The sequence below is a fragment of the Curtobacterium sp. PhB136 genome, from assembly GCF_004346855.1.
Classification (GTDB): Bacteria; Actinomycetota; Actinomycetes; order Actinomycetales; family Microbacteriaceae; genus Curtobacterium.
In genome coordinates this window covers 1-19,910 of the sequence record NZ_SMGH01000009.1, presented here as the reverse complement: position 1 = coordinate 19,910, position 19,910 = coordinate 1, and the positions used below count along the sequence as shown (strand labels likewise).

Sequence of the window (19,910 nt, the reverse complement as noted above, 5' to 3'; positions counted from 1 at the left end):
TGTCGTGAGCCGGTCAGGCGAGGACGTCGAGTCCCGCGGTGCGGACGGTGGTGGTGGCGGGCCGCGCGGTGTGCGCGGTGCCGGGTCGAGCCTCCCGGCGGTCGTCGACCACGAGACGGTCGCCGGTCGGGCGCCCGTCGCGAGCAGTCGACTGGCCGGCCGACCCGGACTGGCCGGGGTGGTTCTGGGAGGAGAGGTCGAGGGTCGTGGAGACGGCGCTGCCCTCGCGGCGGAGGTCGGGCAGCACCTGCCGCACCGCGTCCCGCCCGGCGTCGGAGGCGGCGAACAGCTCGACGTGCATCCCCTGCGCGGTGACGTGCGCGCGGACCGTCACCGGCCCGAGTGTGTCCGGCACCACCTGGACGGTGACGACGTGCTCCCCCGCCCCGGCCTGCGCGAGCGTGAACACCGGTCGGGCGAGCTGCTGCGCGAGCGGCGCGGGCGCGGCCGGCTGGGACGCGGCGGCGGTCGGGGTGGTCGCCGGGGCGGCGGTCGTCGGCGTGGTCGGGAGCGCGAACGGCACGTCCGGCGCGCGTGTGGTCCCACCGGCCGGGAGGCTCGGATCGCCCTGGGCGGGCGCGCCCGCGTCCGTCGGGCGGCCGGCTGCTCGGGCCCCGGTCGCGCTGGTCGCGCCCGTCGCGTCGGTGGTGGCGGCCTGGCGTCCGACCGCTGCGGCGTCGGTCGCCGGGGTGACGGTCGTGGTCGGAGCGGGTGCGGCTGGGACGGGCGTGCCGCCCGGGGTCGCCGGGGTCGCGGTCGACGCCGTCGCCGACGTGGCGGTCGCGGTCGCGGTCGCCGGAGCGGACGTCTGCGCGGCCGCGGCCGCGTGCTCCGATCCGCCGGCGCCGGCCGCGGTCGGGGTCGTGGTCGCGGTGTCGCTGCCGGCCGGGGCTCCGGCGCGCCCGACGGCGGCCGAGGCTGCCCCGGCGTCCGCCGTGGCGGTGGTGGTCGCGGCGGTGCTGGCCGGACCACGGCCTCCCGGGCGGAGCGCCGGCGAAGCAGGACGCGCGGTGTCTGCGGGAGCGAGCGCGAGATCGGCGGTGCCGAGGGCGGTCACGGCTGCGTCGGTCGGTGCGGCACCTGCCGAGGCCGCGACCGCGTCGAGGGTGCCGACCGCCGTGGTGCCGGCCGCGGTCCCCGTGCCGGAAGCCGAGTCGGTCGCCGTCGGGGCAACCGTGGACGTGTCCCCCGTGGTCGCCGCGAGCGCGGAACCGGGCTGGGCGGCGACAGCGGCGGCAGCGGCAGCGGCAGCAGCGGGCACCGGTGCGAGGCCGAGGAGCGCGGTCAGCCCGGACGGCGTCGCGGCCGTGGCGTTACCGGTGGTCGGAGCCGTTGTCGTGCCCGTGGCCGTCGAGTCCGCCGGAGTCCGGTCGTCGTCCGATGCCGAACCCGCGGCGGCCGCGTGCGCGGTGCCCGCGTGTGGGCCAGCGGTCGCCCGCCGGTCCGTGCCCGTGCCGGTGCCGGCGGCGTGCCGAGCATCGGGACGTCCGCGCCCCGGCTGCTCGCCGGCGACCGCGGACATCGCGGCGTCGAACCCGGAGCCCGTCGCCGCGGCGTCGGCGCTGCTCGACGCACCACGGCTCGGTGCGGCGGGCGTGCTGGTGGCGATCGTCATGCTCATGCGGCACTCCCGGACTGCAGCAGGGACATCAGGGCGGCGGTCTGCAGGTCCGTCGCCGATCCGGCGGCGGAGGTCGCGGCGGTGGCGGCGGTGGCCTTCGTCGCGGCGGCGTCCTGGGCCGAGGGCACGATGCGCCGGATGGTGGCGATGTCCGAGTCCTTGTACCAGTTGTCGACGATCCGGACGTCCTTGCCGGGGTGCGGCGCGTGCAGCACCTTGCCGTCGCCGACGTAGATCACGACGTGCCCCTCGCCCTTCGGGATGATCAGGTCGCCGGGCTGCGCGTCGGCGAGCGAACCCACCTCGGTGCCCATCTTCGCCTGGTCCGGGACGACCCGGGGCATGGTCACCCCGAGGTCCTTGAACACCGTCTGCACGAGCCCGGAGCAGTCCATGCCCGACGTCGTGGTGCCGCCGAACACGTACGGGACGCCGAGGTACTTCTTCGCGTCCGCGACGACGTCGTCCCCGGTGGCGCCGCTGCCCGTGGCGACGGTGCCCTGCCCGGCGTCGACGGAGGTGGCCGGCGCGGTGGTGCTCGTCGCGGTGGTCCCGGTGCCGGTCGCGGCGAGGGCGGCGGCGAACGCGGACGACGAGTCAGCGGAGGACGCGGCGGAGGCGGCACTGCTCGTGGTGGCGGTGCCGCTCTGCAGCGTGTCGATCTGGGAGCGGATCTCGGAGATCCGGCTCAGCACGGCGTCGAGGCTCATCGCGCACCGCCTTCCCCGCGGCTGCGTGCCGCGATCTCGTCGAGGGCGTTCTGCTCGGTGCGGAGTTCCTCGGCGGTGGCCTGCACGGTGTGCTGCTCCTCGAGCTTCTCGAGTCCGAGGGCTGACCGGCGTGCGGCGTTGTACTCGCCCTGCGCCCGGTCGGCGTCGGCGCGGCGGGTGCGGACGACGGCGTCGAGCTCCTCGAGCATCCCGCGGGTCGCTGCCCGTGCGGCGGCGACGGCGCTGAGGGTCGCGGCGTCCTCGACGGGCATCGCCGAGGCGGTGTCGTCGAGGGTGCGGCGGGCGGCGGTGCGTGCGTCGGCGGCGTCGCGCATCCGCTCGTTCGCGGCGGCGAGTGTTGCGGCGGCACGCTCCTGTTCGGCGTGCCGGAGCCGGAGGAGCCCGGCGAGGGGGAAGCGGCGCGCCATCAGACACCTCCGAGCCGGGCGACGAGCGCGCCGAGGCGCTGCCAGGAGTCGGCGGCGGTGGCCCGCTCGTCCATGCCCTGGCGGAGGAACGCGTCGATCGCGTCCTGGTGGTCGACGGCCGCGTCGACGAGCGGGTTCGAGCCGCGCTGGTACGCGCCGACGTCGAGGAGGTCCTGCGCGGCCTTCCTGGCGGCCATCACCTTCCGCAGCCCGGTCGCGGCGGCGCGTTCGGCGGGCGAGGTGACCTTCGACGCCACGCGGGAGATCGACCCCAGGGCGTCCACGGACGGGAAGTGCCCGGTGACGGCGAGCTTCCGGTCGAGCACGACGTGTCCGTCGAGGATGCTGCGCGCGGCGTCCGCGATCGGCTCGTTGTGGTCGTCCCCGTCGACGAGCACCGTGTAGAGCCCGGTGATGCTCCCGACCCGGTCCGTCCCGGCGCGCTCGAGCAGCCCGGCGAGCACGGAGAAGGTCGACGGCGGGTAGCCCCGGGTCGCCGGCGGCTCGCCCACGGACAGCCCGATCTCCCGCTGCGCCATCGCGACGCGGGTGAGCGAGTCCATCATGAGCACGACGTCCTGGCCGGCGTCGCGGAAGGACTCCGCGATCCGGGTGGCCACGAACGCGGCACGCAGGCGCATCAGCGCGGGTTCGTCGGAGGTCGACACGACGACGATGGAGCGGGCGAGGCCCTCGGGTCCGAGGTCGTCCTCGAGGAACTCGCGCACCTCGCGGCCGCGCTCCCCGACGAGGGCGATCACGTTCACGGCGGCGTCGCTCCCCCGGGCGATCATCGACAGCAGCGAGGACTTGCCGACGCCGGACCCGGCGAACAGGCCCATGCGCTGCCCGCGGCCGACGGTGGTCAGGGTGTCGAGCACGCGGACGCCGAGCTGCATCGGCGTGTCGATCCGGGTGCGCGCCATCGCGTTCGGCGTGGCGTGGTCGAGGTCCACCCACGCATCGGCGTCGAGCGGCCCGCGGTCGTCGATCGGCCGCCCGAGCCCGTCGAGCACGCGACCGAACAGTCCGCGACCGGTCGGCACGAGCACCGGGCGTCCGGTGGGACGGGCCGGCGTGCCCGCGGTGATCCCGGTCAGGCGGCCGAGCGGCATGCAGCGGACCCCGGAGGCATCGGTGGCGACGACCTCGACGGTGGTCTGCGGTCCGTCCTCGCGCCCGACGACGACGATCTCGCCGATCCGGGCGTCGAGCCCGGCGATCGTCAGCCCGAGACCGACGGCGCTCGTCACGACACCGACACGCTGCGGTGCGGCGAGGGCGACGGCGGCGTCGAGTCCGCGGGGACGGAGCAGCGTGGCGGTCATGCGGTCACCCCGAGTGCGGTCTTCGCGCGGGCCAACGCGGCGTCGATCCGGGCGTCCAGGACACCGTCCGGCAGGTCGACGACGGCGTCGCCGTCGCGGAGCGACGCGTCGGCGCGCACCGGCACGGGCAGGTCGAGCCCGCTGACGGCGGCGGCGTCGGCCGGGCTGAGCCGGACGGCGATCGCGACGGTGTGGTCGACGGCGGCGAGGGCGCGGCGGACCGTCGCCTCGGCGCCGGGGACGACCCGCGCCTCCAGACCGGTCGTCGTCGTGGGCGCGTCGAGCACCGGACGGGAGGCACGGATCGCGTACCCGACGGCGGCCTCGGCCAGTTCCACGGCGGCTTCCACGACCGAGCGCTCGGCCGACTCCAGCACCGGCACGGTGCGCGCGACGAGTGCGTCGGTCATCGCGCCGAGGACGGCGAGGCGTCGTGCGGACTCGGCCTCGAGCTGCGCGGTGCGGTGCGCGTGCAGGGCGTCCAGCTCGGCGCGGAGCGCAGCGGTCTCGGCGTGCGCGGCGCGGAGTCCCGCGGCGTACCCGGCGGCGTGCCCGCGCACCTCGGCGCTGGCGACGCGGTCCTGGAGCCCGGCGTCGGCGACGACGGGGAACGCCAGGCGCTCGAACGTGGTGTCACTCAACGAGCTCGTCCTCCTCGGCGCGGTGGACGGTGATGACGCCCTGCGCCTCGAGCTCCCGGACGGAGCGGACGACCTCGGCGCGTGCCTCCTCGACCTGCGAGACACGGACCGGGCCCATCGCCTGCAGCTCGTCGTCGAGGAGCTCGCGGTTGCGCTCGGAGACGTTCGCGCGGATGGTCTCGACGACCGGTCCGGCAGCGCCCTTCATGGCGGTCGCGAGGACCTTCGAGTCGATGCCGCGGAGCACCTGCTGGATGTCGCGCGACTCGAGCTTGACGATGTCCTCGAAGGTGAGCATCCGCGATCGGATGTCCTCGGCGAGTTCCGGGTCGCGTGCCTCGAGCCCGTCGAGGACGGCCTTCTCGGTGGCGACGTCGGAGCGGTTGATGATGTCGACGAGGGGCGCGATGCCACCGACGACCTCGACGCTCTCGCGCGGGGAGACCACGGCGCCGGCGCGCTGGCGCAGGACGCCGGCGACGATCCCGACGGACTCGGGGGTGGCGGTGCCCATCGTGGCGAAGGCCTGCGCGACGTCGGTGCGGGCGCGCTCGTCGACCCCGGCGAGCACCGCGCTGGCCTGTGCGGGCTTGAGGTGGGCGAGGACGAGGGCGATGGTCTGCGGCAGCTCGCCCTCGAGGAGGGTGATGACCTGGCCGGGCTCGGCGTCGTCGAGGAAGTCGAAGGACTGCCCGGCGAGGTTCGACGCGAGGCGGTCCATCACGCCGGCGGCACGCTCGGCGCCGAACGACGCCTCGAGCAGGCCGAGCGCTGTCTCCTTGCCGCCGCGGCGCTGGGTGCGTCCGGTGAGCGTCATCCGGTGGAACTCGGTGAGCGTCTTGTCGACGACGGCGTCCTCGACGCGGCGCATCCGGACGATCTCGGCGGAGATCTCCTCAGCCTCCAGCTCGGAGAACTGCTTCATCACCTCGGCCGCGCGGTCGGTCTCCATCTGCATGAGGATGAGCGCGACCTTCTGGGCGCCGGTCAGCGCACGGTCGGCGGGGCCGGCGGCGGGGGCGTTCACACCGACGTCCGGTCGTCGAGGAGCCCGCGGAGGAGCTCGGCCGTGCGCTTCGGGTCGCGCTCGGCGAGGTTCGAGATGTCCTGGCGGCGACGCTCGGCGGTGATCTCGTCGGTGGTGAGCACCTCGGTGGGGGCGTCGTCGTGGGGCAGCGTCGGCAGAGCGACGGTCGGGGCGTCCCCGGCACCACCGGCGAGCAGACCGGCGCGGGCATCGGCGGCGTCGACCGCGAGCGGCAGCTCGAAGGCGCTGCCGAAGGCGTCGAGCTCGCCGACGTCGACGCTCTCACGCTCCTGGCGACGGCCGCGGCGGACCAGGAAGACGATGAGCGCGATGAGCGCCAGCGCGATCCCGACGACGATGCCGGCGGTGCGGATCGAGGACCAGAGCGCCTCCTGCTGGTCGGCGGCCTGCTGCGCCTTGAGCGCCTTCGCGGCGTCGTCGGCGGCGCTGGAGTCGAAGTCCATCATCGCGACCTTGACCTGGTCGCCGCGCGCCGTGTCGACACCGGCGGCGGCGGCCACGAGGTCGTTGATGCTCTGCAGGTTCGCGTTCGCGACCGAGTCGGCCTTCGAGTTCAGCGCGACGGAGATCGTCTGGCGGTCGAGGGAGCCGGCAGGGATCTGCGTGGTCTCGGTGGTGTGGTCGACGGCGTTGTTCTTCGTCGCGGACTCGTTGACGTACCCGTCGTCGCCGGTGCCGGAGGTGGCGGTGCCGTTCGGCACGGCGATGTTGTCCGGGCCGAGCACGCCCGTCGCGCCGCTGGCCGCGCCCGATCCGGAGCCGTACTGCTCGGTCGTGGAGGACTCGTTGAGTGCCACCGGACCTGACGTCGGGGTCGCGTAGGACTCCGCCGTGCGGGTCGCGGTGTTCTGGTTCATCGTCGCCGACACCACGACGCTGGCGTTCCCCGTGCCGAGCGTGGTGTCGAGCAGGTCCTGGATTTTCTTCGACGTGGAGGCGTCGTAGTCGGCGGCCTGGTCGGAGCCCGTCCCGGTCGCGCCGGTGCCCACGGCGGAGAGGGTCTGCCCCTTCGCGTCGACGACGGACACGTCGGTGGTCTGCATGCCCTCGACCGCGGCGCTGGTCAGGTGCACGATCGCCTGGACCTGGTCGGTGGTGAGCTGCGTGCCGTTCTTCGTGGCGATGAACACCGACGCCGTCGGGTCCTTCTCCTCGGACACGAACACGGACTTCTCCGGGATCGCGAGCTGCACGGTCGCGGTCTGCACGCCGTCCATCGCGGAGATCGTCTTGGCGAGCTCGCCCTCGATCGCCCGCTTGTAGGTGACGTCCTGCTGGAACTCGGAGCTCGTCACGCCCATCTTGTCGAGCAGCGAGTACCCGCCCTCGTTCGACGACGGCAGGCCGTTCGACGCGGCCTTCAGTCGCTCGGTGTACACGGACGACTGCGGGACGAGGATCGTCGCGCCGCCGTCAGTGAGCTGGAACGGCACCCCGTCGGTGGTGAGCTGGTCGGTGACCGAGCTCGCGTCCGCGGCGGCCAGACCGGTGAACAGCGGCGCGTAGGACGGCTTGCCGAGCCAGGACACGAGCGCGAACCCGCCGAGCACGAGCGCCGCGACCACGAGGATCGCGATGGTGCGCTGTGCGGCGGAGAAGCCCTTGACGTAGGCGCCGAGGCGGCCGAAGACGTTCTGCAGTGCGGCGGGCATCAGGCCTGCATCCTCATGATCTCGTTGAACGCGTCGACGCCCTTGTTGCGGACGGCGGCGACGAGCTCGAGGGTCACCTGCGCGCGGGTGGACGCGATGGTGGCGTCGTGGATGTCGTCGAGGTTGCCGGTGACGGCCTTGAGCGCGAGCGTCTTGGAGTCGCTCTGCAGCTGCTGGAGCCCGTCGACCGCGTTGCCGAGGGAGGCGGCGAACCCGCTGCCGTCGGTGCCGGTCGTCCCGGTCGTCGCGGTGTCGCTGCTCGTCCCGGTGACGGACGTCATCGCGTTCGTCATCGCGTTGGTGGTCACACCGTTCACGCCGTCGATGGGCATCAGTTCTTCCCGATCTGCAGTGCCGCCTCGTAGGCGGTCTTGGCACGGTCGACCACGGCGGCGTTCGCCTGGTAGCCGCGCTGGGCCATGATGAGGTCCGCCATCTGCGTGCCGAGGTCGATGTCCGGCATCCGGACGTACCCTTCCTCGTTCGCGAGCGGGTTGTCCGGGTCGTAGGTCACGCGGCCGGCGGCGCTGCCGAACGCGGCGCCCTTGACGTAGGCGCCGGAGACGCCGTTGCCCTCCTGCACCTCGACGTAGCGGGCCTGGAAGGCGGAGTCGTCCATCGACTTGACCGTGTTGACGTTGGCGATGTTGTCGGAGATCGCGTCGAGCCACTTCCGGTGCACGGTGAGGCCGGTGCTCGCGATCCCGATCGCGTCGAACGTGGTCACGAGGTGGTCCGCATCGCCGCACGGACGCTGGTCAGCTCGGAGTTCATCGCCTGGGTGGCGAACTGGTACCGGAGCACCGTGTCGACGTTGGAGAGCGTCTCCTCGTCGAGGTCGACGTTGTTGCCGTTCGTGTTCGTCGGCTCGAGGCTGCGGGCGACGGTCGGCGTGGTGCTGCCGCTCCCGTCGACGATCGACTTCGCGAGGGCGTCCTCGAACTGCACCTTCTCGGCGTGGTAGTTCGGCGTGTTGATGTTCGCGATGTTGTTCGCGATCACGCGCTGGCGCATCGAGAGGCCGTCGAGCGCGCTCTGCAGCGCCGCCGACGTCACGGAATCGAACACGGAGGGTCCCCTCGTCATGGCGGCATCGTCCCTGTGCGATGTCACCGTGCGGTGGTGGCCGATCCGTGGCCGGGTGGTCGAGCGATCCGTGCTCGGATGTGGCTATCGGAGCGCTGCTCCGGTGCCGTTAGTGCTTGCCCCGAACGGGGGTACGCGCGCGCTCCCACTCCCCGCGCGCGCTCCCACTCCCCGCCCCGCGCGAGGGTGGTCGTTTCGCGCGTAGGAGGTGGGAACTTCCGACCACCTACGCGCGATTCGACTTCCTACGCGCACGGGGTCGCTCCCGGCCTGCGTTCCCACTCGCCACGCGCGTTCCCACTCTCCGCCCCGCGCGAGGGTGGTCGTTTCGCGCGTAGGAGGTGGGAACTTCCGACCACCTACGCGCGATTCGACTTCCTACGCGCGATTCAACTTCCTACGCGCGGTTCGACGGGCGGGCGCGCGGGGCTACGCGGAAGCGTCGAGGTAGACCGCGCGCTGCGGCTCACGGGTCGCGTCGACCTGGCGCAGTGCGCCGAGGTGGTCGAGCGTCGCGCGCCGGTCCTGCTCCAGGACCGCGATGCGGTCCCGCTGTGCGGCGAGCAGCCGGGAGGCCCGACCCACCAGTTCCCGCGGGATCCGACCCAGCCCGGCCGGCTCGTGCCAGGGGGTCGGGTCGTCGCCGACCGCCGCCTGTTCCAGGGACGTGAGCACGGCCTCCCAAGCGGTGACCTGCGCGTGGTCCTGCTCAGGCGACACCGAGGGCCCCACCCGTCGTGTGCTGCACCGGCGCCGGCGTGGCCGGCATCGACGCGGCCGCGTCGTGCCAGGCCTGGCGCAGCGGGTCGAGGATGCGGATGCAGTCGCGGGTGGCCTGCACGTCACGGTGCACGTTCGCGGTGATGAGCGAGGTCGACGCGTAGTTGTAGATCGCCAGGAGGCCCTCGCCACCGTCCCACGCGTCGATGCGCAGGGTGGCGGAGAGCTCACCGACGATGGCCTGTGCGTGCAGGAGCTGCTCGCGGGCGCCGTCCCAGTTGCTCGCGACCTGCGCGGCCTCGGCACGGTGGAGGTCGAGGAGCAGCCGGTCGTAGAGCAGCGTGACGAGCTGGGCGGGCGTCGCGGAGAGGACGGCCTCGTTCGTGTACTGCGCGCGGCGGCGCTGGGCCAGGTTGTCGTAGGTCATGGGGTTCCCGATCAGCTCGAGGTGCTCGCGAGCTGGCTGGTGAGCCAGCTCGACTGCGACTGGAGCTTGCTGAGGCTGGTCTCGAGCGCCGCGTACTGCGTCTGCAGTGCCGACTTGCGGGATGCGAGGCGGTCGGTCCAGCGGTCGATCTGGTCGTTGAGGTCCTTGACCACCGACTGCTGTCCGGTGATCGCGGTGGTGATGGAGCCGGTGTACTTGTCCGAGATGGCGGTCGCCGCGGACCCGACCGTCGTCGCGAGCCCGGAGAGGATGTCCTGGGTGCCCTGGGGGTCGGTGGCGAGGGCCTTCTGGAACGCGTCGGCGTCGAAGGTGAAGTCGCCGTCCTTCGTGATCGAGATGCCGATCGAGGACGGGGACTTGCCGTTCACCGGCGCGGACATCGTGCTCGTGAGGCGCTGCACGGCGTCGCGCGTGGTGGCGTCGCCGAGGAGCACGCCCGCCGTGGTCGTCGTGGTGCCGGTCGTCGCGCTCGTGGTGCTCGTCAGGCTGGTGTTCGAGTTGTAGTACGACGTGATCGCGTTCATCGCGTCCACCAGCCCGGACGCGACGGCCTGGGCCTGGGTCGTGTCCTGGGCGACCGTCACCGTCACCGGGTCCGTCGTCGGCTTCGTGACCGTGACGGTGAGGCCGGGGACCAGGTCCGTGAACGTGTTCGACGCGCTCGTCACCGTCTGTGCGGCGGCGGTGCCGGCCCACAGCGTCACCGAGGCGTCCGACGCCTGCGTGACGACGGCCGCACCGATCTCGGTGAGGACGTTCGTCGCCGTCCCGGCGGCGACGTCGTCGGCCGTGCCGCGGGAGATCGTGAACGCGCCGGCGGCACCCGTCGTGGTCGACGTGAGCTGCAGGCGGTAGAGCTTCGTGCCGTCCGTGTCCGTGCCGGCCGCGACCTTCGTGGCGGTGACCCCGGCGCCGGACTTCGTGATCGCGGAGGCGACGTCGTCGAGCGAGCCCGACTTCGGCGTGACCGTCGTCGTGGTGCCGTCGGCCTTCGTGATGGTGATCGGCTGGGCGTCGGCGGACCAGGTGGACATCGCCGCGGTGACCCCGACCTGCGCGGCTGCCGTGGACGCGACGGTGAAGCTCAGCGACCCGGCGCTGGCGTTCGCCCCCGTGGCCACGGTGACGGCGGCGTTCGAGCTCGTGGCGCTGAACACGTCGAGCGAGGAGGCCTTCGCGGCCGCCGTGGCCTTCGTCGCGAGGGTCTGGGCCAACGAGTTGATCGTCTGCAGCGACGAGATGAACGAGTTGGTCGTCGTGACCTTGTTCTTCAGGAGCGTCTGCGGCACCGTCTCGATCGACATGAGCGAGTTGATCAGACTCGTGGTGTCGAGGCCGGAGACGAGTCCGTCGATGGCGAAGTTACCGCTGGTCGACGACACGGACGACGTGGTCATCGTGGCTCCTTGGGGTCACGGTCAGGGCGACGCCGGTGGGCGTGCCGCACGAGCGGTGCGGTGTGCCGCTCCCCGGGACGCCTGAACTGTCCCGGAGAGCGGCACGACGCGACTAGCGGAGCAGCGAGAGGACGTTCTGCGTGCTCTGGTTCGCCTGCGCGAGCATCGACGTGCCGGCCTGGCTGAGGATGTTGTCGCGCGTGTACTTGACCATCTCCTCCGCCATGTCGACGTCGGTGATGCGCGAGGACGCAGCGGTGAGGTTCTCCTTGGCCACGTTCGTCACGTTGATGGCGTGGTCGAAGCGGTTCTGGATGGCACCGATGTTCGAACGAGCCGACGACACGTACTTGATCTGCTTGTCGATCTCGGTGATCGCGGCCTGCGCGTTGTCGGCGCTGTCGAAGGTGAGGGCACCCACGGCGGTCGCGACGTCGCTGACGTTCGCCTTCGAGAGGTCGACGTCGATCTGGCTCGCAGCGTCACCGTTGGCGCCGACCTGGAACTTCAGGACACCGTCCGTGCCGGCGGAGCCGTCGAGCAGGTTGATGCCGTTGAAGTTGGTCGACTGCGAGATGCGGGTGAGCTCCTTGGAGAGCTCCCCGACCTCGGTGGTGATCGCCGTGCGCGAGTCCTCGTTGTTCGAGTCGTTGCCGGCCTGCACCGCCAGGTCGCGCATGCGCTGGAGGATCGAGTGGGTCTCGGTGAGGCCACCTTCAGCGGTCTGCACGACGGAGATGCCGTCCTGCGCGTTGCGGGCGGCGACCGTGAGGCCACCGACCTGGGACTTCAGCCCCTCGGAGATCGACAGACCGGCCGCATCGTCGGCAGCACGGTTGATGCGGAGACCCGACGAGAGCTTCTCGAGGGACTTCGACAGGTCGTTCTGCGTCGAGTTGAGGTTCCGGTACGTGTTGAGTGCCGAGAGGTTGGTGTTGATGGACATACCCATGGTGGTTTCCTCCGTGAAATCTGGGTCTTCGCCGGCCCGTCCGTGGGCTGGCAACGGTGCCTGTCGGCCGGGCGGCCGGAGGCGTTAGGAGAACCGTCCCGGATTTTCTCCGTCCGGGTCGGTCCCCACGTCTCAGCTCGCGACCACCTGGTGGCCGGATGCCACGTCCTGCACGGCGCGGGCGACGCCGACCGCGGCGTTCGCCGCGACCTTGGCGAGGTAGGCGCTCCGGCGCGCGGCGGTGGTGCGCGAGGCGGGTTCGGGGACGGCTCCCCCGTCGCCGTAGTGCGTGGCGAGGCCGTCGCGGAGCAGGCGCATCGCCTCGGAGCGCTGCTGCGACACGGCGGAGTGCGTGATCCCGAGCTCGGCGGCGACCTCGGTGACCGAGCGGTCGCCGAAGTACACGGCCTCGACGATGAAGCGCATCCGTTCGGGCAGCGCCTCGACGGCGGCGCGGAGGTAGCGACGGCGTTCGGTCTCGACGAGGTCGTCGCCCGGCATCGGGATCTCCGCGGCGACGGTGTCGTGCACGGTCTCGTCGATCGGGGTCACGGTGCGTCCGGCGTCGCTCATCGCGTCGGCGGCCGTCTGGCGGTCGACGCCCATCGCGTCCGCGATCTCCTGCACGGAGACGCTGCGGCCGAGCCGGGAGGACAGCGCTTCCTGCGTGGCGAGCGCCTCGCGGATGCGCTTCCGGGTGCCGCGGCTCGCCCAGTCCGCCGAGCGCATGTCGTCGGCGATCGCACCGGTGATCCGGGTCCGGGCGTAGGCGCCGAACGGGACACCGAGGGTGGGGTCGAACGCGTCGGCGGCGGTGACGAGTGCGAGCGAGCCGACGGCGGCGAGGTCGTCGCGGTCGAGGTGGGTGGCGCGGGCACGGACGTCGGACACGATGTACCCCACGAGCGGGAGGTGCTCGGTGATCATCGCGTTGCGTTCGGTGCGGTCCATGCGCTTCCCCTGGTCGTCTCGCTGTGACTGACCCCGTCCCTGGGGCCCACCCTGTGCGTGGGCACGACGATCACCGGCCGCGTGGAGGCCGGGTGGTACGCCGAAGAACCGCCCGGGTCCCTCCGAGCGGTGCACCTGCGCCCCTGTGACGCGCTCCGGGTTGTCCCCCGGGGTGCGGTTCTGAATGTATCGGCTGGCAATCCCCTGAGCAGCCCCGCAGGCGTCCCCAGTGCGGGGGGACGACGGGGCAATCCCGGTCGGCATTTGGGAGGACACGAGCCGGAGAACGCTCGTTCCTGACCCCCGTTGAGGAGGGGTCACGCCCTGCGGGCGGACCGCCGCGCTTACGGCGCTCCCGACCCGGCCGATAGTCCTCGGTGTCCACAGGATGACCGACACCGGGAGGAGATGATGAGCGTGAACGACCTGTCCGCCGTGCTCTGGCGCGAACGAGAACTGCTCGAACTGCTCACGTTCAAGCTCGAGGAGGAGCAGCTGCTGCTCGCCGCGGGCCGCTCCCGCTGGGTGTCGCACGCCAGCCGCGAGGTCGAGCAGGTGCTCGAACGGCTCCGCACCACCGGCCTCGAGCGCAGCGCACAGAGCGCCGCCGTCGCCGAGGAGTGGGGCGTGGACCCCGCAGCTCCCCTGCGTGACGTCGTCGCAGCGGCGCCGAACGGCCCATGGGGCGAGATCCTCGCCGCCCACCTGCAGGCCATGCTCGAACTCACCACGCAGATCGGCGCCCTCCGGGACGAGAACGACCGCTTCCTGCGCACCGCGGCACAGGCGACCGAGGAGACCCTCGCCGGGACCGTCGGCGACGCGGCGACCTACGACGCGACCGGGTCCTCCGGCCGTGCCGCCGGCGAAGCGCGCCTCTTCGACGGGAGCCTGTAGCACCGTGGTCAGCACCTTCGGCTCGCTCGCGACCGCGTACTCCGGCCTCACCGCCGCCCGCGCCGGCATCGACGTCACCGGCCAGAACATGGCGAACGCCGGCACCACCGGCTACACGCGGCAGCGCGTCACCCAGACCTCCGTCCCCACCGTCCAGACCGGGTTCATGCGGGGCACCGCGGCTCTCGCGGGACAGGGCGTCTCCGTCGACGGCATCGCCCGCCTCGGGTCCCTGACCCTCGACGCCGGCGTCCGCGCCGCTGCCGGGTCGTCCGCCTACGCCACGGCCAGGGCGACCGCGCTCGACCAGCTCGAGACCGGCCTCAACGAGCCCGGCTCGGACGGCGTCTCCGCGAAGCTCGACGACTTCTGGTCCGCCTGGAGCGACCTCGCAACGCACACCGACGACCCGGGTGCGGCGACCGCGCTCATCGGTGCCGCGAACACCGTCGCCGCGGCGCTCGCGAGCGGCTCGAAGGCCGTCGACGCCCAGTGGACGAGCGTCCGGAACACCGTCGCCGGGCAGGTCTCGCAGCTCAACGACGCCGCGAAGCAGGTCGCCGACCTCAACGGGACGATCCGCGCCACGCTCGCCGGCGGCGGGAACGCCAACGAGCTCATCGACCAGCGTGACCAGCTCACCGAGCAGATCGCCTCGCTCGCCGGCGGCACCACCCGGACGAACGCCGACGGCACCGTCGACGTGCTCATCGGCGGCAACCCGCTCGTGCAGGGCACCGACGCCCGCGCCGTCGCCCTCGGCGGCGGCACCCGGCTCGGGGACGGCTCGGCCGTGACGCTCACCTGGGCGTCCGGCTCCGGCTCCGCGGTCGCCCTCGACGGCGGCTCGATCGCCGGCAACGTCTCGCTGCTCGCCCCGGCGAACACGAACGGCACCGGCGGCGCGCTCGCCCAGGCGTCCGCCGCCTACGACGCCGTCGCGACCACGATCGCCGCGCAGGTGAACGCCGCGCACCACGCCGGCACGACCCCCGCCGGCACCACCGGCGTCGACTTCTTCGCCCTCACCGCCGGCGTCCCCGCAGCGCAGGGCCTCACCGTCGTCCCCACCGACGCGAGCGGCATCGCGACACGGAACGCGGCGGGCGACCACGACGGTTCGGTCGCGGACGCCATCGGGCAGCTCGGCGCGGCCCTGGACGCACCCGACCGCGCGTGGGCGACCTTCGTGGCGGGGGTGGGCACCGCCTCCCGGTCGGCGACGTCGGAATCGACGCTCACCGGACTCGCGCTCACCAACGCCCGCACGCAGCAGCAGTCGAGCGCCGGCGTCGACCTCGACGAGGAGAACGTCAACCTGCTGAGCTACCAGCACGCCTACCAGGGCGCGGCGCGCGTCCTGACGGCCGTCGACGAGATGCTCGACACCCTCATCAACCGCGTCGGCCTCGTCGGGAGGGGATGACGATGATCACCCGGGTCACCACCCAGATGTCCATGGCGGCCGCGACCGCGCGGCTGCAGGCCGGTGCGGCGAAGCTCGCGCAGCTCACCGACCAGGCCACCACGCTGAAGAACATCGGCAAGCCCTCCGACGACCCCGTCGGCACCGCGTCGGCGATGCAGGTCCGCAAGGAGCAGGCTGCGAACGCGCAGTACACCCGCAACGCGGACGACGCCGTCGGGTGGCTCGCGAACACCGACAGCGCGCTCGGCGACGTCTACTCGGTGCTGTCCAAGGTCCGCGACCTCACCGTGCAGGCGGCGAACACCGGCACCATGAGCGACACCGACCGGGACGCCTACGTCACGCAGTTCCAGGCGCTGGCCGCCGACCTCGCGACGAGTGCGAACGCCACGTACGGGACCCGCTCGGTCTTCGCCGGGTCCTCCACCGCAGCAGTCGCCTACGACGCGGGCACCCCGTCGACTCCCGGCTCCGGGTGGTCGTCGGCCACGGCGCCGGTCGACCGGCGCATCGGGGACGGCACCACGCTGCGGGTCGACACGCCCGGCACCGACGTGTTCGGATCGGGGTCCTCGTCGGTGTTCTCGATGATCGACTCCATCGTCTCCGACCTGCAGAACGGCGTGAACGTGAACCCCCGACTCAACGACGTCGACGCGCACATCGCCACCGTGCGCGGCGTCCAGGCCGACGTCGGTGTCCGGCACGCCGCGGCACTCACGGCGCAGTCGTCGCTGGCGTCCGGTGCGGTCTCGCTGGAGTCCCGGCGGTCCTCGATCGAGGACAAGGACCTCGCGAAGGCCGTCCTCGACCTGCAGGTGCAGCAGACCAACTACCAGGCAGCCCTCGCCGTCACCGCGAAGGTGCTCCAGCCGACCCTGATGGACTACCTCTCATGAGCAACATCCCCCTGACCTTCACCGTCGCGCCGTTCGGCCTCGAGCCGCTGGTGTCGTTCACGCTCGTCCCGGTCGCCGGGGCGGACGGGCTCTTCACGCTGGTCGGCGCCGGGGTCACGGCGTCCGGCGTCACCGACCCGCGGCTGTTCCTGCTCGACGCGGCGTCGCACCTGCCCTCGTACGCGCCGTCGCTCTCCGACGCGCAGGCCGCGTCCATCGGGCTCGCTGATCCCGCTGACGCGATGCTGCTCGTCGTGGCGAACCCCGGTGCGGCGGGCACCACGGTGAACCTGCTCGCCCCCGTCGTGGTGAACGCCCGCACGGGCGTCGGCGCCCAGTTCATCCTGGAGGACCAGGACCAGCCGCTGCGCGCGGAGCTCGCGCGGCGCTAGCGGCGCTGCGCTGCGCGCTGCGCGCTGCGCTGCGCGCTGCGCTGCGCTGCGCGCTGCGCTGCGCGCTGCGCTGCCCGGTGCGCTGCCTCCCGCTGCGCTCGCTCTCCTCCCGACTCGGAACGACACGCTCGCTGTCGTACGACATCGGTTGTGTCGCTGTCCCGCGGCCGCAACAGTTGCACGCGCTCGACACCGACGAACTCGCTGTCGTACGACGTCTCCGTTGTCGCAAGTTGCACGCGCTGGGCGGCCGGGAGACACCGCACTCCCCTGTCCATGACACTCGGTGGGACCCGTCCGCCTGGCGTCGGGGCGTGGGTACCCGGGCCGCGCGGTCGCCCCGCTCGGCCCCGCCCCTGCCCGCGCCCCACTTTCGCCCGCGCCCGCGCCCTCGCCCCCGAACGACGACCTCGGTGTCGCACGACAGCGACTTCATCGCTCAGCCGCGTGAGCAACCGTTGCAAGCGCACCGGGACGACAAACGCATCGTCGTACGACAGCGCATTCGTCGCGCCCGACACAGGGGCCGCCCCTCCACAGCCTGGAGGCTCGGCGAATCATCCACAGATCGACCGACGGACGACAGACGGCAGCTCCACGGCGCGATCGTGTCCGCATGCACGCACCAGTTCTGACCATCCCGCTCATCCGGACCGCCCACCATGAGAGCGCCGAGCGGCGAGCCATGCAACGCAGCGTGCGCCGAGGGGACCTCACCGCGGTACGTCCCGGCGTGCTGGTCCGGCCCGAAGAACTCACCGCACTTCGTCCGGAACAACGCCATCTCCTGCTCGTCCGCGCGACAGCGCCGCACATCACTGCGCCACGGCGGATCTCCCACGTCTCTGCTGCAGCCGTGTACGGCTTGCCCTTCGTGGCCCCACCGCCCGACAAGGTCCAGGTCAGCGATCCCCGACGCTCGAACCCCGACACGACACGGTTCGTTCGAGTGCACACCGACGAACCTCGTCCGTCGGTGACCAGGCGCTACGACGGCCTGCCGGTCACCGGCGACGGAGACTTCTGCGGCGCCCCGGTGACGTCCCTCGTTCGGACGCTGACCGACGTCGCGGCCACCGAACCCTTGGCGTCGTCCCTCCCGATGCTCGATCACGCACTCGCCCGGCGGCTCGTCCTCCCGGACATGCTCGTCGACGAGCTGTCGTGGGTGGGGCCGAAGGCGCATGCACGAGCACGGACGGCCGTCGAGATGGGGTCGGCACTGTCGGGGTCGCCCGCGGAGTCGATCTGCCGGGTGCGGTTCCGACAGATCGGAGCCCCCGAGCCGATCCAGCAGCACGAGTTCGCCCGCCCCGGGGACCGGCGCGCGGTCGTCGACTTCTGGTTCCCGGACCAGGGTGTCGTCGTCGAGGTCGACGGGCGCGCGAAGTACGAAGACACGGCGATGCTCGCTGGCGCTTCGACCGCCGACGCCCACTGGCGTGAGAAGCAACGCGAGGACTTCGTCCGCTCGTTCGACGGTGTCCGGGGTTTCGTGCGACTGACGTGGGCCGACCTGATGGACCCGGAGGTGGTCCGTGCGAAGCTCGCCCGCGCCGGCATCCCGTGCCGCTGAACCCCGGAGCGACGCGGGCGGTCAGAGCCGCGCTGGTGCCCCGTTCCCGGGTTGCGCTCAGGGCAGCGACGGCGCCGCGGGGTGGTACTTGCGTTGCCGCTCGACGGTGTGCGGGACGGTACCGGCGGCGATGACCTCACCGGCCGCGACACGCACGCCGTGGACCCGCCCCGCGCCCTTGAGCACGGCCGCGCGCCGGTCCGGATCCGGCTCGGTGAAGGTCCCACCACCCTCCAGGACGACGTCCCGAGCGGCGACGGTGCCGAGCACCTGCGCGCCCGGCCCGAGGTGTGCCGGTCCCTCGACGACGGCACCACCGCGCAGACGAGCACCGGCACCGACCACGACGTCCGCCGACACGGCGCTGACTGTGACTCCGCCCGGCCCGAGCTCCGCGTCCGCGCCCACCGACACCGATGCGCCGTCCGCCACGATGGTCACCGGTCCGGGTCCGACCCGCACGCCTGCCGCCACTTCGATCGTGCCGGTGTCGCGCGTCTCGAGCACCGCTCCCGGGTACAGCACGACACCGGTGCCGAGCGAGACGCCGAGCCCGATCAGCACCGACCCCGGGTCGAGCACGAGGACACCGGGCGCGAGCGCTGCGACCTCGGTGACCGTTCGGAAGCCCGCTGCGCGGCGGACAGCGTCGAGTGCGTGTTCTGGAGCCACCCAGCGAGCCTCCCACATGCCCGGCGTAGCGTGGCGGCATGGCCCCGAAGCAGAACAACCGGTCGGACCAGCGGGACCAGGCGATCGTTCCGCTGCCGCTCGCCCCCGTCGACCAGACGGCCCCGGACACCGCACTCCCGACGACGGCGAAGGGCTGGGCCAAGTGGCTCGACCGCGTCCTCGACGTGCAGCGACCGGTCGTCGTCGCGCATGTCAACGGCATCCGGCGGCGGAACCCGAACGCCTCCCCGGCAGAGGTGATCCAGATCCTCGAACGCCACTACCTGACGGCGGTGACGACGGGCGGCGCAGCAGTGGGTGCGAGTGCGGTGGTCCCCGGCATCGGCATCGCGGCGAGCTTCGGACTGAGCGGGGCGGAGACGGTCGGCTTCCTCGAGACGACGGCGCTCTTCGCGCAGTCCGTGACCGAGGTGCACGGCATCGCCCTGGACGACCCGGAGCGCTCTCGCACGCTGGTCATGGCGATGATCCTCGGCACGCCAGGTACCCAGCTCATCAAGCAGCTCGCGGGCCAGGCAGCCGGTGGGCAGGTGCGAACCGCCTTCTGGGGCGAGATGGTCACGTCTTCGCTCCCGCAGCAGGCGGTGACGGGGATCGGCAAGCAGGTCCGGGACTCGTTCGTCAAGCGGTTCGCCGCGCGACAGGGGACGTCGATGCTCGGCCGCGCGCTGCCGTTCGGGATCGGTGCCGCGGTCGGTGGACTCGGGAACCACGCGTTGGGGCGGAAGGTGATCCAGGCATCACGGACGGGCTTCGGCCTGCCGCCGGCGCACTTCCCCTTCTTGCTGGATCCGAAGGCCCCGAAGGCCCCGCGGCAGCGTCAACTGCCGTGGCGCCGCCGCGGCAAGGACGACCCAGAGGCGAACACGACGAGCACGACGAGCACGACGAGCACGCACGACCGGACGAGCAAGCGCCCCGACACCGCACTCTGAGCGGTGCGGGAGCGCTAGATGTAGTTCCCCGTGAGGTTATGAACGCGATCTGATGGGGTTTGGCCGCCGAGGCCGGTGTGTGGTCGGTGGTGATTGTAGTGATGCAG

General features: G+C 72.5%; 22 protein-coding genes. 6 read left to right on the top strand and 16 right to left on the bottom strand.

What is annotated here, in order from left to right; genetic code table 11:
• Nucleotides 1-13 precede the first annotated feature (13 nt).
• The 15 genes from EDF27_RS15825 to EDF27_RS15755 all read right to left on the bottom strand — a co-directional run bounded on the left by EDF27_RS15825 (nt 14) and on the right by EDF27_RS15755 (nt 12,982).
• Nucleotides 14-1,621 (bottom strand): flagellar hook-length control protein FliK, encoded by a 1,608-nt coding sequence (locus EDF27_RS15825; protein WP_132049887.1) that lies wholly within the window; start codon nt 1,619-1,621, stop codon nt 14-16.
• Nucleotides 1,618-2,331, bottom strand: a complete 714-nt coding sequence (locus EDF27_RS15820; RefSeq protein WP_132049885.1) for a C40 family peptidase — start codon at nt 2,329-2,331, stop codon at nt 1,618-1,620. Before EDF27_RS15820 ends, EDF27_RS15825 begins: the two co-directional genes overlap by 4 nt.
• Complete coding sequence (locus tag EDF27_RS15815; RefSeq protein WP_132049883.1) at nt 2,328-2,759, bottom strand: flagellar FliJ family protein; 432 nt, start codon at nt 2,757-2,759, stop codon at nt 2,328-2,330. The genes EDF27_RS15820 and EDF27_RS15815 overlap by 4 nt, the downstream gene beginning before the upstream one ends.
• Nucleotides 2,759-4,087 (bottom strand): FliI/YscN family ATPase, encoded by a 1,329-nt coding sequence (locus tag EDF27_RS15810; protein WP_132049881.1) that lies wholly within the window; start codon nt 4,085-4,087, stop codon nt 2,759-2,761. The genes EDF27_RS15815 and EDF27_RS15810 overlap by 1 nt, the downstream gene beginning before the upstream one ends.
• Nucleotides 4,084-4,728 (bottom strand): hypothetical protein, encoded by a 645-nt coding sequence (locus EDF27_RS15805; protein ID WP_123653295.1) that lies wholly within the window; start codon nt 4,726-4,728, stop codon nt 4,084-4,086. The genes EDF27_RS15810 and EDF27_RS15805 overlap by 4 nt, the downstream gene beginning before the upstream one ends.
• The gene (gene fliG / locus EDF27_RS15800; protein ID WP_123653294.1) at nt 4,721-5,755 is read right to left on the bottom strand and encodes a flagellar motor switch protein FliG; all 1,035 of its coding nucleotides are present in this window, start codon (nt 5,753-5,755) and stop codon (nt 4,721-4,723) included. Before fliG ends, EDF27_RS15805 begins: the two co-directional genes overlap by 8 nt.
• Entirely contained in the window at nt 5,752-7,428 is a 1,677-nt protein-coding gene (gene fliF, locus EDF27_RS15795) for a flagellar basal-body MS-ring/collar protein FliF (RefSeq protein ID WP_123653293.1), read from the bottom strand. Before fliF ends, fliG begins: the two co-directional genes overlap by 4 nt.
• Entirely contained in the window at nt 7,428-7,760 is a 333-nt protein-coding gene (fliE, locus tag EDF27_RS15790; protein WP_123653292.1) for a flagellar hook-basal body complex protein FliE, read from the bottom strand. The genes fliF and fliE overlap by 1 nt, the downstream gene beginning before the upstream one ends.
• Complete coding sequence (locus EDF27_RS15785) at nt 7,760-8,155, bottom strand: flagellar basal body rod C-terminal domain-containing protein (protein ID WP_123653291.1); 396 nt, start codon at nt 8,153-8,155, stop codon at nt 7,760-7,762. Before EDF27_RS15785 ends, fliE begins: the two co-directional genes overlap by 1 nt.
• Entirely contained in the window at nt 8,152-8,496 is a 345-nt protein-coding gene (locus EDF27_RS15780; protein WP_123653830.1) for a flagellar basal body protein, read from the bottom strand. The genes EDF27_RS15785 and EDF27_RS15780 overlap by 4 nt, the downstream gene beginning before the upstream one ends.
• Before the next feature lie 447 nt (nt 8,497-8,943).
• The gene (locus EDF27_RS19815) at nt 8,944-9,234 is read right to left on the bottom strand and encodes a hypothetical protein (protein ID WP_165931534.1); all 291 of its coding nucleotides are present in this window, start codon (nt 9,232-9,234) and stop codon (nt 8,944-8,946) included.
• Nucleotides 9,224-9,661 (bottom strand): flagellar export chaperone FliS, encoded by a 438-nt coding sequence (gene fliS, locus EDF27_RS15770; protein WP_132049877.1) that lies wholly within the window; start codon nt 9,659-9,661, stop codon nt 9,224-9,226. Before fliS ends, EDF27_RS19815 begins: the two co-directional genes overlap by 11 nt.
• Nucleotides 9,662-9,672: 11 nt before the next feature.
• Nucleotides 9,673-11,079: a flagellar filament capping protein FliD gene (gene fliD, locus EDF27_RS15765; RefSeq protein ID WP_132049875.1), complete on the bottom strand. Its 1,407-nt coding sequence runs from the start codon at nt 11,077-11,079 to the stop codon at nt 9,673-9,675.
• A gap of 112 nt (nt 11,080-11,191) precedes the next feature.
• Nucleotides 11,192-12,031 carry a flagellin gene (locus tag EDF27_RS15760; protein ID WP_207909651.1) on the bottom strand — a complete coding sequence of 280 codons (840 nt, stop codon included), beginning with the start codon at nt 12,029-12,031 and terminating at the stop codon, nt 11,192-11,194.
• A gap of 132 nt (nt 12,032-12,163) precedes the next feature.
• Nucleotides 12,164-12,982: a sigma-70 family RNA polymerase sigma factor gene (locus EDF27_RS15755; RefSeq protein ID WP_123703806.1), complete on the bottom strand. Its 819-nt coding sequence runs from the start codon at nt 12,980-12,982 to the stop codon at nt 12,164-12,166.
• A gap of 411 nt (nt 12,983-13,393) precedes the next feature.
• On the opposite strand from EDF27_RS15755, the gene EDF27_RS15750 reads away from it, so the two are divergent.
• The 5 genes from EDF27_RS15750 to EDF27_RS15730 all read left to right on the top strand — a co-directional run bounded on the left by EDF27_RS15750 (nt 13,394) and on the right by EDF27_RS15730 (nt 18,175).
• The gene (locus EDF27_RS15750; protein ID WP_123653286.1) at nt 13,394-13,879 is read left to right on the top strand and encodes a flagellar protein FlgN; all 486 of its coding nucleotides are present in this window, start codon (nt 13,394-13,396) and stop codon (nt 13,877-13,879) included.
• Nucleotides 13,880-13,883: 4 nt separating this feature from the next.
• The gene (gene flgK, locus EDF27_RS15745; RefSeq protein ID WP_132049873.1) at nt 13,884-15,305 is read left to right on the top strand and encodes a flagellar hook-associated protein FlgK; all 1,422 of its coding nucleotides are present in this window, start codon (nt 13,884-13,886) and stop codon (nt 15,303-15,305) included.
• 2 nt (nt 15,306-15,307) lie between these two features.
• Nucleotides 15,308-16,207 carry a flagellin gene (locus EDF27_RS15740; RefSeq protein ID WP_165931533.1) on the top strand — a complete coding sequence of 300 codons (900 nt, stop codon included), beginning with the start codon at nt 15,308-15,310 and terminating at the stop codon, nt 16,205-16,207.
• Entirely contained in the window at nt 16,204-16,599 is a 396-nt protein-coding gene (locus EDF27_RS15735) for a flagellar assembly protein FliW (protein WP_132049869.1), read from the top strand. The genes EDF27_RS15740 and EDF27_RS15735 overlap by 4 nt, the downstream gene beginning before the upstream one ends.
• 976 nt (nt 16,600-17,575) lie before the next feature.
• Nucleotides 17,576-18,175 (top strand): hypothetical protein, encoded by a 600-nt coding sequence (locus EDF27_RS15730; RefSeq protein WP_132049867.1) that lies wholly within the window; start codon nt 17,576-17,578, stop codon nt 18,173-18,175.
• Nucleotides 18,176-18,232: 57 nt separating this feature from the next.
• Here the strand turns inward: EDF27_RS15730 and EDF27_RS15725 are convergent, their stop codons facing one another.
• Nucleotides 18,233-18,847 (bottom strand): hypothetical protein, encoded by a 615-nt coding sequence (locus EDF27_RS15725; protein ID WP_123653281.1) that lies wholly within the window; start codon nt 18,845-18,847, stop codon nt 18,233-18,235.
• A 38-nt stretch (nt 18,848-18,885) separates the two neighbouring features.
• Here EDF27_RS15725 and EDF27_RS15720 point away from each other — a divergent pair, with 38 nt between their 5' ends.
• A complete protein-coding gene (locus EDF27_RS15720) occupies nt 18,886-19,803 on the top strand; it encodes a hypothetical protein (RefSeq protein WP_207909650.1) in 918 nt (305 codons plus the stop codon).
• Nucleotides 19,804-19,910 lie beyond the last annotated feature (107 nt).

What these genes read in the sequence shown, in the direction of transcription:
- EDF27_RS15735 (WP_132049869.1), top strand. Translation starts at nt 16,204, where the DNA reads ATGAGCAACATCCCCCTGACCTTCACCGTCGCGCCGTTCGGCCTCGAG.
- EDF27_RS15755 (WP_123703806.1), bottom strand. Translation starts at nt 12,982, where the DNA reads ATGGACCGCACCGAACGCAACGCGATGATCACCGAGCACCTCCCGCTC.
- fliD (WP_132049875.1), bottom strand. Translation starts at nt 11,079, where the DNA reads ATGACCACGTCGTCCGTGTCGTCGACCAGCGGTAACTTCGCCATCGAC.
- EDF27_RS15825 (WP_132049887.1), bottom strand. Translation starts at nt 1,621, where the DNA reads ATGAGCATGACGATCGCCACCAGCACGCCCGCCGCACCGAGCCGTGGT.
- EDF27_RS15720 (WP_207909650.1), top strand. Translation starts at nt 18,886, where the DNA reads ATGGCCCCGAAGCAGAACAACCGGTCGGACCAGCGGGACCAGGCGATC.
- EDF27_RS15760 (WP_207909651.1), bottom strand. Translation starts at nt 12,031, where the DNA reads ATGGGTATGTCCATCAACACCAACCTCTCGGCACTCAACACGTACCGG.
- EDF27_RS15750 (WP_123653286.1), top strand. Translation starts at nt 13,394, where the DNA reads ATGAGCGTGAACGACCTGTCCGCCGTGCTCTGGCGCGAACGAGAACTG.
- EDF27_RS15810 (WP_132049881.1), bottom strand. Translation starts at nt 4,087, where the DNA reads ATGACCGCCACGCTGCTCCGTCCCCGCGGACTCGACGCCGCCGTCGCC.
- fliF (WP_123653293.1), bottom strand. Translation starts at nt 7,428, where the DNA reads ATGCCCGCCGCACTGCAGAACGTCTTCGGCCGCCTCGGCGCCTACGTC.
- EDF27_RS15820 (WP_132049885.1), bottom strand. Translation starts at nt 2,331, where the DNA reads ATGAGCCTCGACGCCGTGCTGAGCCGGATCTCCGAGATCCGCTCCCAG.
- EDF27_RS15740 (WP_165931533.1), top strand. Translation starts at nt 15,308, where the DNA reads ATGATCACCCGGGTCACCACCCAGATGTCCATGGCGGCCGCGACCGCG.
- fliS (WP_132049877.1), bottom strand. Translation starts at nt 9,661, where the DNA reads ATGACCTACGACAACCTGGCCCAGCGCCGCCGCGCGCAGTACACGAAC.
- fliE (WP_123653292.1), bottom strand. Translation starts at nt 7,760, where the DNA reads ATGCCCATCGACGGCGTGAACGGTGTGACCACCAACGCGATGACGAAC.
- EDF27_RS15815 (WP_132049883.1), bottom strand. Translation starts at nt 2,759, where the DNA reads ATGGCGCGCCGCTTCCCCCTCGCCGGGCTCCTCCGGCTCCGGCACGCC.